Source organism: Parapedobacter lycopersici, from assembly GCF_040395035.1.
In the GTDB taxonomy this organism is placed as follows: Bacteria; Bacteroidota; Bacteroidia; order Sphingobacteriales; family Sphingobacteriaceae; genus Parapedobacter; species Parapedobacter lycopersici_A.
Genome location: NZ_JBEBRB010000055.1, coordinates 1 through 17,247, shown reverse-complemented (window position 1 = coordinate 17,247; position 17,247 = coordinate 1). Strand labels below are relative to the sequence as shown.

Genomic DNA, 17,247 nt, shown 5'->3' with positions numbered 1-17,247 from the left:
TGGTACCAACCAAGTTGAAGGCTGCTTCCGGATATTCATCCACTTCACCATCAATGATCATGTTGAAGCCTTTGATTGTATCTTTAATGTCGACCAGTACGCCTTTGAGACCTGTAAACTGCTCGGCTACGTGGAAAGGCTGGGAGAGGAAGCGCTGCACCCGGCGTGCCCGTTGTACAACCAATTTGTCTTCTTCTGAAAGTTCGTCCATACCAAGAATGGCGATAATATCCTGCAATTCCTTGTAACGTTGAAGAATTTCCTTCACACGTTGCGCCGTATTATAATGCTCGTCGCCCAATACCGCAGGGCTCAGAATGCGCGATGTAGAATCCAGTGGATCCACGGCCGGATAAATACCCAGCTCAGCAATTTTACGTGAAAGTACTGTTGTTGCGTCCAGGTGGGCAAATGTCGTTGCCGGAGCAGGGTCAGTCAAGTCATCCGCAGGCACATAAACTGCCTGAACAGAGGTGATGGAGCCCCGTTTGGTAGAGGTAATCCGTTCCTGCATCAGGCCCATTTCCGTGGCCAGCGTTGGCTGATAACCTACCGCCGAAGGCATACGGCCCAGTAGCGCGGACACTTCCGAACCGGCTTGGGTAAAGCGGAAGATATTGTCAATGAAGAACAGAATGTCGCGTCCGGTGCCTTCGTTGTCGCCGTCGCGGAAATATTCCGCAATGGTAAGGCCGGAGAGTGCTACACGGGCACGTGCGCCCGGGGGCTCGTTCATCTGTCCGAACACAAAGGTCGCTTTGGACTCCTTCAGTTCTTCTTCCTTCACTTTGTCCAGCGGCCATTCACCCTTTTCCATGCCTTCCATAAATTCCTCACCGTACCGGATAATGCCTGATTCCAGCATTTCGCGGAGCAGGTCATTTCCTTCACGGGTACGTTCTCCTACACCGGCGAACACCGATAAGCCTGAATAGGCCTTCGCAATATTGTTGATCAATTCCTGGATCAATACCGTTTTGCCTACACCCGCACCGCCGAACAGTCCGATTTTACCGCCTTTTGCGTAAGGCTCCAGCAGGTCGATCACTTTGATACCAGTGAAAAGCACCTCTGTTTCCGTAGAAAGGTCTTCGAATTTAGGGGGGGTATTGTGGATGCTGCGTCCGTTGGATTTGTCGAGTTCCGGAATACCGTCAATTGCATCGCCCACCACGTTGAAAACGCGGCCTTTGATTGAATCACCGACAGGCATTTTGATCGGAGCGCCTGTGTCAACCACTTTCATGCCGCGGACGAGGCCTTCTGTTGCGTCCATAGCGATGGTACGCACGCGCTCTTCGCCCAAGTGCTGCTGAACTTCTAAAACGATCTGTTGTCCGTTTTCTTTTTCGATGACCAGTGCGTCAAAAATTTTGGGGAGTTTGGCGTTTTCCGAGAAACTTACATCGACTACGGGGCCGATGATCTGGGCTATTTTTCCAATATTGGACATATCTTAAGGGAACTAAAATTTTTTATAAACCACTGTTATAAGGCACAATACGGGCCTTAGTTTCGGACTGCAAAAATACGCTTAATACAATTAAAAGCAAATATAATTTTAAGAATTGTTCAGTGGGGCTTCATTGTGGGTTATCCGCCTGATTTTCGGTTGATTTCGTCCTGCAGCTGCCGCTTAAGTTTCTGCTCTTTTTCCATCGCCTTTTTGCGGTGCTGATCGAACTCGGTCTGGAGGTCGTCGAATGCCTTCTGTGCGTCACGAGTAACCACATGACCCTGGTTAAACCGGTAGATGTAAAAGATCAGGGCGATGGCCAATACCAGCACAATGCCCCATACCAGCAGGCTGTAAGTCGTCTTGCTCATCGATATGCCTAAAAACGAGAAACTGTCGCGGCTCTCCAGCGTGGCCTGTAATTCGCCTTTTACCAACGAAAGTGAATCGGACAATGCGGTCATTACGGCCTTTTCCTGGCCAATGGACGCGGAAATTTCGCCGATTTGCCTGCGGTATGCATTCAATGAATCGGCCACGTTCCTACGGATCAGCTCCAGGTTTGCCCGCCGGACGATTTCAAATCCATCCTGGCTTCGTGAAATTGCGACGAGGTGCACAAACTGGCTGTCAATGGTCCCGCTGCTCAATGAGCTTCCCGAGGATGATCTTCCGGCGGGCTGACCAAAGGCCTGTGCGGTCCATAAAATCGCAAAAAGTGAAATCAGGAAAGAAAAGCTTCTCATGTTTTTGTATTTGATTGATGCAAATTTAGGTGAATTCAAATGGTAAATGCAATTAATCCGGTTAATAGGCATATTTGGGCGCTCCTTTTGCAAAGGTAACGCTCGTAAATTAAAACACGATTTTACGGGATTTATTGCATGTATGAAAGCAAAAGCTTAAAAATATTCAATTATTCGGGATTTTTGATGAAATACGTAGGTGACTTGCCTGCAAAGCGTTTAAACTCGGAGGAAAAATGGGATGCATCGTAATAGCCTAATTCCAGTCCAAGCCTGCCGATGTCCGTATGCCGCCCCTGTTGCAGCGCCTGCATGGCGGTATTAAAACGGACAATGCGCGAATACAGTTTTGGACCCATCCCCAAATACGTTAAAAAAGCGCGCTCCAGCGTTTTCCGCGACGTATTTGTGCGGTCCTCCAGGTCTTTGACGGAAATGGCACCGGCATGGCATTCCAGCAGCGACAACGCGGCATCCACATTGTCTACCCGGTAGTGGAGGCTGGTCTTTACCGACTGCCTGATCAGAAATCGTTCCAGCACGGCAATTGCATGTTCCGTGTCGCCCGCGGCCTGCATCTCGTCACAGAGCGACCCTACTGCTGCTCCCCAGATGTCCTCGGCTGCAATGATCCGGTCGGCAAGCTGCTCCATGTTGATTCCGGTGACCCTGGCGATGCCAAGCGGTTTGAATTTTACGCCAAGGATATCAATCCCACTGGTGTGCGTCTGGACAACCCGGGGATAAACCGGCTGTCCGAACAGGTAGGCTTCCTTATATAAGGTAACGGTTTTGCTGCCATCGCTATGGTGTTCCGCCAGTTTTGAGAAGTTAAAGGTCAGCCCTTGCATGACGGGAGTGGGGTAATCCTGCTGTACCGACTCGTTAAGCACAAGCTTGGTATACCAATACATATCGACAATGTCACACAGCTGCGGGCAGGGGTTGAAAATGCGGTAGATCATAATCCGTGGTAGGAATCACGATAGTCCTACAATTGGTTCACGATGCAAGTTATTCAAAGTTAACGTATTATCCAAATTTCATGACGATTGTTTTATGAACTCAACCCTTCTGTTCTGTGCTTTCCCCTCGCCGTTACTGTTGTCTGCCACGGGCTCCGATTCGCCCCGTCCCGTGGTCTCCATCCGTTCGGCTGTAATCCCGTAGGTATTGATCAGCACCTGTTTCACCGCCGCTGCCCGCTGTTCTGACAATTGTTGGTTCAGGTCGTCCGCACCGTCGCTATCGGTGTGACCTACGATGGCTACGTTGATATCCGGGTTGGCTTTCAGCACTTCGGCAACCGCTTTCAGTACACCATACGACTCAGGCCGCACCCGGGCCGAATTGACTTCAAAGCGGATCCCCGATGTGGACCATCGGCCCTTGGCCAGCAGTTCACTGCGCAGGTCGATTCCGCCCGCGGCTATTTTTACATTACCTATAAACACACCCATTTGTTTATAGTCCGTGTCAAACCCCCGGAGCCGTAATTTGAGGTGGGCCGTGCCCGGCGGGACCAGCGTGGGGACATCCACCATTTTTCGGGCATTGAGCCACAACCTGAACCTGCTTTTATTTACGGCAATGGCAATATGCGGTCCCCCGGCAATGGCCGCGCGGTAATCTTCATCGATTGTATTCTTGATGGTTCCCGCCGACCCTCCGTAGCTGCCGATGGGCAGGCCGTTACTGATGTACTGGCAAAGGCTCAACGATGCGAAAACCCGTTTGCTACCGGACTGAAAAGACGAACTTTCATCCAGCATAATATCTAAAAAGCTGGCGGAGCTGATCTCCCTGCTCAGTCCTGTCGTTTTCAGGTCGAATTCAATCGTATACGCGTCGGGTAGCGGGCCCGAGGTGGGCAGGTACAGTGAGCCACCTTTCAGCTGGAGAAACCGGACGTGTTCCTCGCCGAGTGCTACCACTTCACCCCCGCCGTTTGTATTCCATTTTGAAGGGAAGTCGCCCATGGCATCGGCCGAGAAGTCGTCATAAAACAACACGGCGTTACCGGGAATAAAGTCAAACTTCGCGTAAACCATGGGATCGCCGTTGCCGGCCGAGTCAGGAGCCTGGCTATCGGCCGTAGACACATTTGTGGTCTCGTCTTCCTCTTTTTTTTGTCCGGTTCTTCCTTCAGCGGCGTCTTCCACCTCATCCAGCCCCCGGTCAATCGCCTCGTCGGCTTTGCGCTCAATACGCTGTTTTACCTTGTTTTCGATTCTCCTGCCCAGCTTTTTCAATATTTGAGCGCCGGCATTGGTGCTGAGCAAAGTCAGCGCCAGCATCAACCATATGATCCTTCGCATAACCGATTATTTATATTACCCTCATTCGATGTTATCGGGTAAATATAGCCGGCCGGGCAGCAATGACTTTAGGAAAAAAAGGACAAAATTCTTGTGCTCAGTAGAGACGGTGGAGGAAAAGTTAAAGCCGCTTTATTTTCATGTTCCGGAAAAATACTTCGTCGGTGTGGTCCTGCAGGGCAATCCGTCCCTGTTTCGCCTTGCCGAATTCGGGAAAATTACCCAGGTTGCCGGTTGCCACAAGGCCGGTCCACGCTTCACTGCCCAACTGGACTTCGGCCGTAACCTGCCCATTCAGCCAGAAGGTTACTTTGCCATCTTTCTGGCGGATGCGCGAGTGATTCCACTGCCCAAAAGGAACCGGTTTGGATTGTTCAGCATCGCCCACCACATCGTAAACACTTCCGGCAAGGTGCGACGGATTGCTGCGGTGCCGTTCTTCTGCATATTCGTTATCCAACAGCTGCATTTCCGGTCCGGTGGCGTAGGCCGTCCCGTACGCCGGCCCTTCCTGTACATTAATAAAGACCCCGCTGTTCCCGCCCTTGGCAATCTTCCAGTCAAATACCAGCTCAAAGTCGGTGTATGTGCTGTCAGTCACCAGATCCCCGTGTACGGCATCCGTTACCTGCGGATCACACCATAGCTCGCCATTGACTGCCCGCCAGGCGGAAGGGACTTTGCCCTGATTAAAAATATGCCACCCCGCAGTCGAATGGCCATCGAAAAGCAATGTCCAGCCTTCCTCCGCTTCCTGGGAGGTGAGTGTATTTGGGCGCTCTGCTGTGCCGGAGCAGGTAATCCATAACAGGCTCCCGATGGCCAGCACCGGTAAAGCCATCCTTTTCGTGATCCGTGCGAATGTTTTCATGGCGATAATATTACCTTTATTTGTCTGTTTTTGCAAATGACTGGCATGTTTTCCGCTGACAACGGAGGGTTTTTAGGCACGTTTGCATCCTCAAATCCGCCGCTGCAACGGCGGTGTGCCCCACTGCAACCGCACATGGTTGAGGCAACCCCAAGGGCATCCCCCGGCCGCTTTTATATGGTGGAAATATTGTGTATTTTCACCGAAGTTATCGCTTAACGTTTCCCGATGAAATCAATCAGACGAATGCTATTATGGGTGTTGTTGGGTGCCTTCTGCGCCCCGGTCGCCGCCCAGCAGAAACCCGCGTTTAAGGTGATTGCCTTTTACACGGCAAAAAACGACCGCGCGCACATCAGTTTTGTACACGAGGCCAATAACTGGTTTCCGAAAATGGCCGAAACATACCATTTTACCTACGATTCCACATCCAACTGGGAATTGCTGAATGCCGAATTCCTGGCGGATTACCAGGTCGTGCTTTTTCTGGACACCCGGCCGGAAGATCCTTTACAGCGGCAGGCCTTTCAGGAATACGTCGAACACGGCGGAGGGTTCATTGGTTTCCATTTTGCCGGATTCGCACTCACGCCGTCGGCCTATCCGCAGAACTGGGATTGGTACCACAACACGTTTTTGGGTTCGGGAAGTTACAAGAGCAATACATGGCGTCCCACATCGGCCGTTCTGCGCGTGGAAAACAACAGACACCCTGCCACGGCAAACCTGCCTGCTACATTCCGGTCGGCACCCAACGAATGGTACCGCTGGGAAAATGACCTGACGGCTAATCCGGACATTGAAATCCTGCTATCCATAGACCCCCAAAGTTTCCCGTTGGGAACGGGGCCGAAGCCCCATGAGATATGGCATGAAGGTTATTACCCGGTGGTATGGACCAACAAAAATTACCGCATGCTATACGTTAACATGGGCCATAATGACATCGACTATGAGCAGGGAACCAATAAAACGCTGTCGTTCACCTTTGCGAACGATGCGCAGAACCAGCTGGTCATCGATGCGCTGCTATGGCTGGGAAAGGCGGAGCGGGCCCATTAATCGTTACCGGTCTGTTTTGGCAGCCGCCCATGCAATTGCATTGGCAACCAACTTTTTATAATTTTCATTGTGGAATAAACTTGGGGAATGACCCATAAAAATGTAAACATTCCGTGCGGCATAATCCGGATTGCTCCATACTACCGGGTGGTCGCCCATCTTAATTTTTGAATCGGGCCTGTAGGTAGACTCATCCACCGTTGCCAGTACATCGACGTTGGACCTCGGACTCCGGTCATACGTATACCACTCTTCCTGCTTCACTCCGAAAGTGGCTGCAACCCCCTGCATAACCGGATGGGCCGGCTGTTCGACAGTTACCGTTGCGCTGGCAAACGTAGCAATATAATCCGTAAAGCGGATCCCACCCATAAAATGATGGAACCATTGCCACATCGGATAACCATCGAATTCACCCAGTAACGTGGCGTGGTGGAAACCGACCCAACCGCCCCTGCCCGACGTAATGTAATTAATAAACGCCGCCTCCGCCTTTTTTGTCCAGGCGTAGGGTGGGTAGTCCAGTTGGATAAACAGCTGGTAATCCGCCAGGAGTGCATCATCTATCCGATCCGTATTTTGCAGGTAGTCCAGGGTGAAATGCTCCGCAGCGGCCAGGCTGTCGAGCCAGCCCCGCGCTGCCTGGGAGTAGGCAATGTGGTGGCCACCGTTCTCATATAAGACAAGCGCCTTGAACCGGGGGGCTGCCGGCTGGGCATGTATGGCCCAAATACCCAGGCACCAGCATAAGAGCATGTATTTTTTCATCTTTGTTTTAGGTTGTATAAGCGACTTTCCGTTACTCCAATGCCCGGAGCGGCAGGTAGGACGAGGTGCCCGCTCCCGGCTGATAAACGATAATCGCCACGCAGCTGTCATTGGGGCTTACCTCAAAGGCGATGCCCTGTTTGGTATCGAGTACCGCATATTGCTGGCCGTCCTTCTCATACGCTTCGACCTGTTCTGTGCTGTACTCCGCGGAAATCTGTGCCAACGACGAACTGGCACAGATGCCTTCCGACGTGGTATAATAAGGCGAGGTAATCCGGATCTGCTGTATGCGTGCCGTTTCATCATTTCCCATGTCGCGAGCCGTAAATATGGATACGGGATAGGCCGGGCTATCGCCGGTGGTATACCACGCCAATACGGCCTTGCCCATGGCCGCGTCGCTGTAGTCCGGCTCACCCAGCTGGTCGAGCAGTGTACTATCAGCATCGTTCAGGTGGATCGGTCCGACCGACTCGCCCGGAATGATCAACGCTTTGTCGGTAAGTGGTGCGGCGGCGGTTACGGCCGTGGAGTCTGTTGCCGAAGGGTTCTGCTGCTGTCCCTTCGGTCCGCAGGCACTGTAAATAAGCCCGGCGGTGCAGAGCAACAGGTAACGGAAACTAATCTGATAGGTCATTTTCTTTTTTTTGATTAAACAGTCAGCGGCGCATTTTGTTTCTGAACGGCACCAGCAGGTGTTCCAGCCCATTCAGTTTAATCTCGTAACAGGTGGCCAGGAGCATGCCTAACTTCCCCTTGGGGAACCCCTGCTGGCGGAACCACAGCAAATAGGTCTCCGGCAGGTTGCAGATCAGCGTGCCCTTATATTTGCCAAAGGGCATCGGGGTGGTTACCAGCGCCTCAAACAGCGCTTCGGGGGCCAGGGGAGCATCGGAATTAGGTGTCATCTTGTTGCGGTTAATCATTTGTCTTGCCGTGCTTCAGGTAATACCACGCCAGGTTTACGGCAATCACGACGTGATTAAATAAGTTGGGCAACAGGCCGTAATGCTTGGTGAAAATAAGAAACCGTTCCCAAAGGCTTTGCCAATGCCGTTTTTTGGACATTCCGCCAACCAGGTATTTAGCCACCAGCCGTCGGGTATTTACGATTTCGCCCGGTTGCACTTTTTTTGCCGCCCGGATAATCCAGTCGATATCCGAGCTTAGCCGGTAGCGTAAATCATAAGGTTCGGTAATCGAGCGCCTGACGTAGATTGCCTGGTGACTGATGTTCATCCCGTACCGGAAACTCCGCCAGGTAAATTGTTCGGGAATGCCGTGCCGTCGCAGTCCAAGGCTTTCCCAATTGGCATCGTACATTTCGGTCTCGCCGTAATAAATGGCGGCACCCGGCGCAGCGGCGAACACCTGCTCCACCGTATGATGGTCATAAAGCTCGTCGCCCGAATTCATGAAAAGTACGTAATCGCCTGTCGCCATGCCTAATCCCTTGTTCATGGCATCGTATATGCCTCCATCGGGTTCGCTGACCCACCGGCTGATCCGGTTGGTATGCCGTTGGATAACATCCACCGTGCCGTCCGTGGAACCCCCGTCGACCACAATGTATTCGATATCCGGATAGGTCTGCTGGATGACCGAGCGGATGGTGCGCTCGATATCCTGCACATTATTATATACGATCGTAATAACGGTTAGTTTAGGCGGATTCATGCGACTTGTCGACGTTAACGGGTATACCGGCGGCCGGCTTGCGCACGACCATTACGTTGTTATGGAAAAAATGGTAATTCGCGGGTAATATCCACGAAATAAATAGCCCCAGTACGGTTACCGGCATAATGAAAATCGGCGTTAGTGCAATCCGGATAATTTTATTCCCCGGGAAAATATGCTGATAAACATAGGCATTCCACATCTGGAAAAGGGTAGCCACGTAATTGGTTGTCTTTTTTGCGGAAACCAGCTCCAGGCCTTTTTCACGTAAGATGTGCGTCAGGCCAAACGAGGTGTACCGGGCAAAATCGTAAGGAATTTCATGTTCATCCCATACAAACGGGACGGTAACCAGCAGGTGGCCGCCCGGCTTAAGCACCCGGTATAATTCATCCAGGATCTGCGGAAGATTAAATATATGTTCAAACACCTCGCTGGAAAAAATACTGTCGAATGAAGCATCGGCAAAGGGGAGGTGCTTGCCGTCATAATATACATCAATATCTTCGTTGGCATGGTCGTGCCCGCTGACCTCAATGTCGGTTCCGATGTATTCATCTACCTGGAACAGTTCCCGGTATGGCTTGCTGCCGCAGCCGAAATCAAGCATGCGTCCCCGCATGGACCCGCTCAGGTCCGCTATATTGCGGTAAAGTCCCCTCCGGATAATAAAAAAAGGATTGAACAGCAGCCCGAAAAAGGTCGGCTGAAAACGGGATTTATTATAATATGCCTTTAAAATCTTCAGCAATTCCGTTGGGGATTTGTTAACCAAACTGTGCTTTCCATTGTTCAATGCGTTGCGTATCTAAATACAGCCGGACAGCCATTTCTTCGTGGATGCGTTCTTCGAGGGATTCCACGCGCTGCCGTTCAAGCACGGGGAGCCCGATGTCGTTGCGCATTTCCAGTGCCCTGTTATCGATACCGATGATAATCGCTTTCCGTTTTTTCTGCAGCGCCCGGATACCGGCATGTAACCGCGTGCCGATGTATTCGCAGGCTTCGCGCTCAAGAAACGCGTCAAAGGCCGCAAGCTTGGGCGGAATATACTGGATGTCCGTTGCGAGGCTTTCAATGTACGCCCGGTCTTTTGAACCCTGTATCCAGACAAACACCCGCTGATAATGCTTTTTAAGGATTTCCAGCATTTTCCCGTCCTTTTCCGGGTCACGCATGTAATCGGTGATGGTGGTCACTACCGTGTCGCGCTTTTTGGGGTTAATCTGCGAGCAATGCGGTTCATCCAGCTCCCATACGGTGGGGCAGCCCGTGTTCACCACGTTTTTTATGCCGATTTCATGCAGCTTCTGCAGCGTATAATTGTCGCGCACGGCGTGCAGGTATTTTTTTGAAAAAAGGGCCCGGTACATCATCCGTGAATAGGCGGATACCGGTTTATCCTGGTATTGCCACCAGCCGACTCCGAGCAGCACCACTTTATGGCGCAATACGCTGAGGTCCTTAAGCCCGACTTTCCATTGGCTTTTATAAAGCGTATTGTTTTTCAATAGGTTGGTGCCTCCCACAATAGCAGTATCATAATGCCGGAGCCGGGGCAAGTCTTTGGGATGAATGGCCACATGGGTTGGCATATTGATGACGAAGTCGTCAACAAAAAGCGCATCTGCAATCCGGTCAACTGCATCCATAATAATATGGTCGCCGAGGTTGGTCGTGCCTATGGAGGTGTCAAAAATAATTTTTGGCATAAATCCGAATGTATTCGCTATCGCCTTTTGGCCAGCCGGCCAATAAGCGGGATGAAAAAAAGTGCCTTGAGCATCATCCATCCCTGTTTCCGCGTTCTGGGAACAAAAATAACGAATAATGCCGTTGTTGCATAGGCAATCAACGTGGCGTATGCAGCACCAATCATGCCATATTTGGGAATGAACCAGCTATTCAGGCCGATATTGACCAACGCACCACTCAGTGCGCGCCACAGGGAGATCATCGTATACCCCTCCGCGATCAGGTATTGTCCGCTGGCCACATTCAGGAACACAAATATACCGGCCCATACATGAACAACCAGCGCCGCGGCACCGGAAGCGTATTCGGGGCGGTAAAAAACACGGTAAATGAACGGTGACGCAAACGTCATCACGATGGCAATGGACACGCTCATCACCACCATCAGTTCGTACAGGTGCTGCAGCCGTTTCCGGTAACGGAGCGGGTCATCGCGACGTGCGTGCATGATGGCCGGAAAAAGCGCCGTTACAATAGCCATGGGAATAAAGTACCAGCCTTCACTGAGGCTCACCACGGTAGAGTATACGCCAAGCGCTGCTTCCCCCAGGTACGCATCGAGCATCAACTGGTCGATTTTCATATATAAACTAATGAATACCGCTGAGAAAGCCAATGGCCAGGCATAACGGAGCAGGTGAGCGGCCATTGCCCGGTTGAATGTCCAGCGCAGGACACTATTCCCCCGACGGCCATACAGGTATACATAACCCATGGCCAGGAAAACGGTGTCTGCCAACAACATCCATACAAATGCGCTGATGGGCGCCTGTAGCAAGATAAGCAGCAGCTTTACGGCCGCGGACAGCAGGTTGGCGCCAACCTGCACATACATAATGTATTTCCCCTGCACGGTTGCCTGGAAATAACTGTCGATTACATTGACCGATTGAGCCACGCATACCAACGATACAATAGCAATGTACTCAAAAGGTGCTGCCGGAGCCTCCGCGGCATAATAGCCAATCAGGAAATACGTGAGGTAAATCAACGGAAGGGCCACCACGCCGCTGATCAGGCGCAGCCGGAAAGCGGTGCCCAGTATCACGTGCTGCTGCTGGGGCTGCTGCAGCAACTGCCGCGTTACGAAGCTGTCCATGCCCAGCGTACATGCCGCCATAAAGAACGTCACCAGTACCAGCGGATAGTTGAGCACCCCATTTAAGCTGTTGCCCAGGTAATTGGGGATAGCCACTGCCGTGATGACCATTTTAATGAAAAGCGAACCGGCGCGGGCAATAATCAGCCAGCCGGTATTTGCGAAGTACTTCGTAAATGCTTGTTGGTCAAACCCGGGCAATGAAGGGATTTTCATCGGATACGGTCTGGTTAAATCACATCCACAAGCTGGCTGAATTTGGCCAGACTACGGTGTTCCGGATCTAAATCCGTAATCAGGTAAGCGATGGCATTCAGGCTGCATACCTTCATTTTCTGAACCGAATTGAGTTTCTCGGCAATGCTGAGAATTGCTGTTTTATTGGCGCTGCGGAGCATGGCTTTTTTTACCTGTACCACCTCCCAGTCCGAGTCGGTTACTCCCTCTTCGATGGCCAGGCTGTTCGCACCGAGTAAACACAGGTCTGCCCGTATTTCGGACAGCTGATTGATTACCTGTGCGCCAATGCAGATATTGGTGCTCCGGGATAGCTGCCCGCCGATTAAGATCACTTCAGCCTTCGTTCGTTCCGCCATTTCCAGTGCCACCAGCGGACTGATGGTAAAAAACGTACATTCCAGGTTTTCCGGAACGCTGCGGGCCAGCTCCAGCATGGTCGTGCCACCCCCGGCGAGGACCGTCATCCCGTTCTGGATCAGCTTCAGCGCCTTGCCGGCAAGCTGCTTTTTGGCATCCCGTGCATATACGTGGTTTTCACGGAAAGGGTATTGGAAGGATTTGGACAATGCCCCGCCATATACTTTCAATACCTTGCCGTTTTCGGCCAGTTCGTTCAGGTCCCGGCGGACGGTATCCTCCGATACGTTCAGCTGTGCGCTGAGGTCCGACGACAGTACCTTGTTATGTAAATTAATCTGATGGATAATAAAAGCCTGACGTTCTTCCTTTAGCATGGCCGACGGTTAGTTTTAGTCGGGTAAAGATAAAGAATCTGAATTTAATCCGCCTGATAAGGCATAAATTTCTGTTTTACCCCCATCCAATCCGCGCTTTTTGCTAAAACCGCCGGACCATGCGACTAAAAATAAAACCGGAGGGTTCGGTGGAATAAGTAATAATTTTGGTATTATTATCCCGATGAAAAGAATTTTCAGCCTGCTTTATTTCCAGGTGCTTTTGGCCATCCTGATCGGCGTGCTGATCGGCCATTTTTATCCCACGGTCGGCATTGCGCTGAAACCGCTGGGCGATGGCTTCATCAAGCTGATTAAAATGGTCATTGCCCCGCTGATCTTTTGCAGCGTGGTGCTCGGCATTGCGGGCATGGAAGACGTCAAGAAAATCGGGAAGGTGGGGGCGAAGTCCTTAATCTATTTCCAGGCGTCCACATTCGTTGCCATGTTTTTGGGTGTGGCTGTGATTAACCTGATGAAGCCGGGTGCAGACATGCACGTGGATCCAAATACGCTGGATACGACTGATGTTGCTTCGTATATTGACAGTAGCAAAACACAGAAAGGAGTTACGGAGTTCCTGCTCGACATCATACCTGAAAATGTGTTTGATGCGCTTTCTTCCGGGGACCTGCTTCAGGTTCTGTTCTTTGCGGTACTGTTTGGCTTTGGACTGTCCCAGATCCAGAGCCGTGCAGAACCCGTAATCCGCGTAATGCAATCCTTTTTAGACGGCCTGTTTGCGGTTATTAAAATGATTATGCGGGTGGCACCGATCGGCGCGATGGGGGCCATGGGATTTACTATCGGCAAATACGGAGTGGAAGCGCTTTCTTCGCTGGGCATGCTCATGCTGGCTTTTTATATTACCTGCCTGCTTTATATTTTTCTGGCGCTCGGACTGGCACTGGGCTATTATGGCATCAGCATCTTCAAATTACTGCGCTACATCCGGGAAGAACTGCTGGTTGTGCTGGGTACCTCGTCTTCCGAATCGGTACTGCCCGCTATTATGGGCAAGCTGGAACGGCTGGGCTGTTCCCGCCCCGTTGTCGGCCTGGTAATTCCGACCGGATATTCATTTAATCTCGATGGTACAGCCATCTACCTGACCATGGCCGCTATATTCCTGGCCCAGGCACAGGACATGCCAATGGACCTTGGCCAGCAGCTGTTTTTGCTGTTCGTGCTGACCATCACCTCCAATGGCGCGGCGGGTGTGACGGGCAGTGGTTTCATCATTCTCGCGGCCACGCTGCCCATCGTGGGCCATATGCCCGTGGCGTCCGTGGCGCTGGTGTTTGGGATCGACCGTTTTATGAGTGAAGCCCGTGCGCTGACTAACATCATCGGCAATACCGCTGCCACAATCGTGGTGGCCCGATGGGAAGGCGAACTGGATATGGAGCAGCTGCACAAAACCCTGCGCTGAACGGCTAGGCCTCTTCCTCCGCTTCACTGTCCGGCTCCGCCGTTTCTGTTGCCGTCAGGCCGGCTAACACTTGGTTAACCTCCTCTTCCGTGGCATTCAGTTTTACCTTGCACACCTGGATCAGCTGCGAAGCCCGCTTTACTTTCTCCGCTAATTCATCCACCGAGATAGCCCCCTGCTCAATCTCCGCCACAATGGACTGGAGCTCCTCAAATGCGTCCGTATACGTATATTGTTCTTTCATTAATCAATCGGTTTGAATTTTATCAATGGTGCTGGTGAATTTTCCCGACGCCAGCACGGTTTCAACGGTATCCCCGCTATTGATGCTGTCGGTAGTTTTAAGTGCCCGCCCGTTGACCCGGGTGATGCTATACCCGCGGTTCAGTACCTGCTGTGGATCAAGGAGCTGTACCGTTTTTTCCGCAACCGACACCTGTGCGAGGTGGTCTTTCAGCGTACTGCGGCTACCTGCTGCCAGTGCCGGGTGGACCAGCTGCAGTTCCCGGTGCTGAAGCGTCAGGTACCCCGAGGCAGTTTTCTGCAATTGGTCGGCGATATACCCAAGTGCCCGGTGCTGATGCTGGATCAGGTGCAAGCTGCTCATCCGGAAATAGCGGGCTACGTTGCCCAGTCCGTGCCGGTGGTCGGCCAGCAGCTGCGACGAGCGGTTGGCAATGACCTGCTGCGCCTGCATCACCGGGGTGGCAAAACGATGAAACTGCTGGATCAGGAAATCGGCAAGCTCGCTCGGGGTAATGGCATTCCGGTAGGCCACCATTTCGCTGACGGTTTCGTTTGTAGAATGCCCGATTCCGGTAAGTACCGGTATCGGAAATGTGGCGATGGCCGAGGCCAGGAGGTAATGATTATAGCTTGACAGCCCTACATCGCCGCCGCCGCCGCGGATGATGGTCACCACGTCGAATCTATTGGGCTGACTGGCAATATTCCGCAGCTGGCCGATTAGGGACGCGATCGACCTGTCGCCCTGAAGCAACGCCGGGAAGAGCGTATGCTCCAGGCGGTATCCCCAGGGGTTGCCGTTAATGATGTTGAGGAAATCCGCATACCCCTTGCTCGTTTCCACGGATATAACCGCAAGGCGTTTGGGCACCAGCGGGAAGGGCCGCTGTTTGTTGGCGGCAAAAATCCCCTCCTGCTTCAGCCGGCTGATGCTGGCCATTTTTTCGCGTTCCAGTTCACCCAGTGAGTAGGCGGGATCAATATCCAGGATGCGCAGACCCAGTCCATGCAGCGGATCATACGTAATGGTTGCGTGGATTAAGATGGTAATGCCGTCTTTAAGGGGCTCCCGTGCAATTTCCAAAAAGCGCTGGTTGATCCGTTGATAGTCGCCTTTCCAGAGAATTGACCGCATTTCCGCCACTACCTGGCCATCTTTTTTTTCCACGAGCTCGGGGTAGCAATGCCCCGAATGGGAATAGTGGTTGAGTTTGTTCATTTCGGCCTTGATCCAGTAGGCACGTTTGTAGCGTTCGGCGAGCGTCCGCTGAATGCTCCGTGCCACTTCGGCCAATGAAAAAACGGTCTTGTCGGGGAGTTTCTCAGGCATGACCAAAGATAAGGATTTTTGTGTATCCGATGAGGTAACTGTCCGGGATATGATCGGAAATGGTTATCTTTGCACGGCAATAGCCGGACAATATTTTAAAAAATGAAATTACCTATAATCGCATACGGAGACCCTGTTTTAAAACGAAAGGGAGTGGATATTGATGCAGACTATCCGGATTTACAGGGCTTAATCGCCAACATGTTTGAATCCATGTACGCCGCCCGTGGCGTGGGGCTTGCCGCCCCGCAGGTCGGCCTGTCCATCCGGCTGTTTGTTGTGGATGCAAGTCCTTATGCGGAGGATGAGCCTGCACTTGAAACGTTCAGGAAAGTATTTATCAATCCCGAAATCCTGGAGGAAAGCGGAACCAAGTGGCTGTTCAACGAGGGTTGCCTGAGCATTCCCGAAATACATGAAGACGTGAGCCGGTACCCGGATATCCGGGTACGTTATTTCGATGAAAACTGGGAGGCCCATGAAGAGAACTTCAGTGGGCTGGCTGCACGGATTATCCAGCATGAATACGACCATATTGAAGGCAAACTGTTTACTGATAAGCTGAGCCCGCTTCGGAAAGCCATGCTGAAAAGCAAGCTTGATGCCATTACGAAAGGACAGGTAGGGGTTGATTATAAGATGAAATTCCCCTCGCCCAGGCGGAAACGTTAGGCTACCCGCCCACAATAGGCAGGGAGAGCCTGTATTTTACCGAAACCAGCCGGATCACCACGATAACGGTAACACAGAGCGCGGCATTGAGGTTATAGCTTACACCGGCATATCGGAGTACGGCAAATAGAATGGCGCCTGTTAAGCAGGCTGTTGCATAGATCTCCTTCCTGAAAATCAGGGGGGTCTCATTCATTAAGGTGTCGCGGATCACGCCGCCCATTACAGCCGAAAACAAACCCAAAACAACGGACGCGATTGCGCTACTTTCATAATCCAGCGATTTCTGAACCCCTACAATGGTAAAGAAGCCAATGCCGAGGGCGTCAAACAACGAAAGCGTGCGGGCCAGTTGATACAGTGTCTTGGTGCAACAGATGGCAACGATGACCCCGGCCAGGATTGCCAGCAGGTAGTTGCCGTCATCCACCCATACCGGGCGCAGGTTCAGAAAGATGTCACGGAGGCTGCCCCCGCCTATCGCCGTAACGAAACCGGTAAACGCAGACCCGAAGATATCGATGTTATGCCGCATGGCGGCCATCGCACCCGAGATGGCAAAGACCGCGGTGCCGAGTAAGTCGATATAATAAAGTAATTCCAAGGGGGTATAAGCTATTTGGCATAAAAGTACAAAAATTGATGGGTATAGCAACCGCAGGACTGTAGGTTCTGTGCGGGCACCGATTTGGTTATGGTTTGGCTATCCGTATATATAGCGTCGGCGTAGCAGCACGGTGCATCCGCATTGCGCCCGGGGTAATTCCATGTTTATTCGGGAAAAGGTGGACTCAACGTGGACTCACGGTGGACGCAATGCGGACGCATGGCGAAC

At 51.9% G+C, this 17,247-nt stretch carries 19 protein-coding genes; 3 read left to right on the top strand and 16 right to left on the bottom strand.

Annotation, left to right across the window (positions count from 1 at the left end; all coding sequences use genetic code 11):
• The 5 genes from atpD to ABWO75_RS10635 all read right to left on the bottom strand — a co-directional run.
• Positions 1 to 1,453, bottom strand: a 1,453-nt coding sequence (gene atpD / locus ABWO75_RS10655; protein ID WP_353185351.1) for a F0F1 ATP synthase subunit beta, incomplete at its 3' end; no start/stop codon positions are given.
• 140 nt (positions 1,454 to 1,593) lie between these two features.
• Positions 1,594 to 2,202 (bottom strand): hypothetical protein, encoded by a 609-nt coding sequence (locus ABWO75_RS10650; protein WP_353185349.1) that lies wholly within the window; start codon positions 2,200 to 2,202, stop codon positions 1,594 to 1,596.
• 170 nt (positions 2,203 to 2,372) lie between these two features.
• On the bottom strand, positions 2,373 to 3,167 hold the full coding sequence (locus ABWO75_RS10645) for a helix-turn-helix domain-containing protein (RefSeq protein WP_353185347.1): 795 nt from the start codon (positions 3,165 to 3,167) through the stop codon (positions 2,373 to 2,375).
• 78 nt (positions 3,168 to 3,245) lie between these two features.
• Positions 3,246 to 4,520, bottom strand: a complete 1,275-nt coding sequence (locus ABWO75_RS10640) for an OmpA family protein (RefSeq protein WP_353185345.1) — start codon at positions 4,518 to 4,520, stop codon at positions 3,246 to 3,248.
• A 121-nt stretch (positions 4,521 to 4,641) separates the two neighbouring features.
• On the bottom strand, positions 4,642 to 5,391 hold the full coding sequence (locus ABWO75_RS10635) for a 3-keto-disaccharide hydrolase (RefSeq protein ID WP_353185343.1): 750 nt from the start codon (positions 5,389 to 5,391) through the stop codon (positions 4,642 to 4,644).
• Between the two features lie 228 nt (positions 5,392 to 5,619).
• On the opposite strand from ABWO75_RS10635, the gene ABWO75_RS10630 reads away from it, so the two are divergent.
• The gene (locus tag ABWO75_RS10630; RefSeq protein ID WP_353185341.1) at positions 5,620 to 6,453 is read left to right on the top strand and encodes a ThuA domain-containing protein; all 834 of its coding nucleotides are present in this window, start codon (positions 5,620 to 5,622) and stop codon (positions 6,451 to 6,453) included.
• A 3-nt stretch (positions 6,454 to 6,456) separates the two neighbouring features.
• On the opposite strand, the gene ABWO75_RS10625 is transcribed toward ABWO75_RS10630, so the two are convergent.
• Genes ABWO75_RS10625 through ABWO75_RS10590 form a run of 8 tightly spaced genes read right to left on the bottom strand, consistent with a single transcriptional unit; the run spans position 6,457 to position 12,732 of the window.
• Complete coding sequence (locus ABWO75_RS10625) at positions 6,457 to 7,221, bottom strand: ThuA domain-containing protein (protein WP_353185339.1); 765 nt, start codon at positions 7,219 to 7,221, stop codon at positions 6,457 to 6,459.
• 31 nt (positions 7,222 to 7,252) lie between these two features.
• Positions 7,253 to 7,861: a hypothetical protein gene (locus ABWO75_RS10620; RefSeq protein WP_353185337.1), complete on the bottom strand. Its 609-nt coding sequence runs from the start codon at positions 7,859 to 7,861 to the stop codon at positions 7,253 to 7,255.
• Positions 7,862 to 7,883: 22 nt separating this feature from the next.
• The gene (locus tag ABWO75_RS10615; protein ID WP_353185335.1) at positions 7,884 to 8,132 is read right to left on the bottom strand and encodes a DUF3820 family protein; all 249 of its coding nucleotides are present in this window, start codon (positions 8,130 to 8,132) and stop codon (positions 7,884 to 7,886) included.
• Between the two features lie 10 nt (positions 8,133 to 8,142).
• Positions 8,143 to 8,901, bottom strand: coding sequence for a glycosyltransferase family 2 protein (locus ABWO75_RS10610; RefSeq protein WP_353185333.1), 759 nt, complete (start codon positions 8,899 to 8,901; stop codon positions 8,143 to 8,145).
• Positions 8,888 to 9,655, bottom strand: a complete 768-nt coding sequence (locus ABWO75_RS10605) for a class I SAM-dependent methyltransferase (RefSeq protein WP_353185331.1) — start codon at positions 9,653 to 9,655, stop codon at positions 8,888 to 8,890. Before ABWO75_RS10605 ends, ABWO75_RS10610 begins: the two co-directional genes overlap by 14 nt.
• Positions 9,656 to 9,671: 16 nt before the next feature.
• Positions 9,672 to 10,616, bottom strand: a complete 945-nt coding sequence (locus tag ABWO75_RS10600; protein ID WP_353185329.1) for a polysaccharide pyruvyl transferase family protein — start codon at positions 10,614 to 10,616, stop codon at positions 9,672 to 9,674.
• 17 nt (positions 10,617 to 10,633) lie between these two features.
• Positions 10,634 to 11,974 (bottom strand): flippase, encoded by a 1,341-nt coding sequence (locus tag ABWO75_RS10595; protein ID WP_353185327.1) that lies wholly within the window; start codon positions 11,972 to 11,974, stop codon positions 10,634 to 10,636.
• Positions 11,975 to 11,988: 14 nt separating this feature from the next.
• Positions 11,989 to 12,732 (bottom strand): DeoR/GlpR family DNA-binding transcription regulator, encoded by a 744-nt coding sequence (locus ABWO75_RS10590; RefSeq protein ID WP_353185325.1) that lies wholly within the window; start codon positions 12,730 to 12,732, stop codon positions 11,989 to 11,991.
• A 184-nt stretch (positions 12,733 to 12,916) separates the two neighbouring features.
• Here ABWO75_RS10590 and ABWO75_RS10585 point away from each other — a divergent pair, with 184 nt between their 5' ends.
• On the top strand, positions 12,917 to 14,164 hold the full coding sequence (locus ABWO75_RS10585; RefSeq protein ID WP_353185323.1) for a dicarboxylate/amino acid:cation symporter: 1,248 nt from the start codon (positions 12,917 to 12,919) through the stop codon (positions 14,162 to 14,164).
• 4 nt (positions 14,165 to 14,168) lie between these two features.
• Here ABWO75_RS10585 and xseB read toward each other — a convergent pair whose 3' ends face one another.
• Complete coding sequence (gene xseB, locus ABWO75_RS10580; protein WP_257659020.1) at positions 14,169 to 14,408, bottom strand: exodeoxyribonuclease VII small subunit; 240 nt, start codon at positions 14,406 to 14,408, stop codon at positions 14,169 to 14,171.
• A gap of 3 nt (positions 14,409 to 14,411) precedes the next feature.
• Positions 14,412 to 15,740: an exodeoxyribonuclease VII large subunit gene (gene xseA, locus ABWO75_RS10575; RefSeq protein WP_353185321.1), complete on the bottom strand. Its 1,329-nt coding sequence runs from the start codon at positions 15,738 to 15,740 to the stop codon at positions 14,412 to 14,414.
• Positions 15,741 to 15,842: 102 nt separating this feature from the next.
• On the opposite strand from xseA, the gene def reads away from it, so the two are divergent.
• Positions 15,843 to 16,412 (top strand): peptide deformylase, encoded by a 570-nt coding sequence (def, locus tag ABWO75_RS10570; protein WP_257659018.1) that lies wholly within the window; start codon positions 15,843 to 15,845, stop codon positions 16,410 to 16,412.
• A 1-nt stretch (position 16,413) separates the two neighbouring features.
• On the opposite strand, the gene ABWO75_RS10565 is transcribed toward def, so the two are convergent.
• Positions 16,414 to 17,016 (bottom strand): trimeric intracellular cation channel family protein, encoded by a 603-nt coding sequence (locus tag ABWO75_RS10565; protein WP_353185318.1) that lies wholly within the window; start codon positions 17,014 to 17,016, stop codon positions 16,414 to 16,416.
• Positions 17,017 to 17,247 lie beyond the last annotated feature (231 nt).